The sequence below is a fragment of the Hymenobacter sediminis genome (assembly GCF_003231285.1).
GTDB classification, from domain to species: domain Bacteria; phylum Bacteroidota; class Bacteroidia; order Cytophagales; family Hymenobacteraceae; genus Hymenobacter; species Hymenobacter sediminis.
Window position 1 is genome coordinate 1 of record NZ_QKNS01000065.1, and the last position, 266, is coordinate 266.

General features: G+C 66.5%; 1 protein-coding gene. It reads right to left on the reverse strand.

Annotated elements, in window-relative coordinates; genetic code table 11:
- Positions 1-266 (reverse strand): NUDIX hydrolase (locus DNI29_RS23980; RefSeq protein ID WP_162303750.1); only part of this gene is annotated, 266 nt, incomplete at both ends.

The following is a 266-nucleotide window of genomic DNA, read 5'->3' on the forward strand; positions in this document are numbered from 1 at the left end:
GCGATACAGTGGCTGGGTAAACACCGAATCGAATTCCTCGCGGTCGACGGTCAGGTACAGCGCCGGCGGCACCCGGGCGATACAGGGGTGCACCTCGAACCCGGTGCGGGTCACCAGGGGCTGCAGTTCCCCCAGGGCATGGACCAGGTTCTCATCCAGACCCACCTCCTCCAGCGCTTCCCGCCTGGCGGTAACCCAGGGCGTGCGGTCCTGGGGCTCACGCTTGCCACCGGGAAAGGCGATTTCCCCCGGATGCAGTGTCAGGT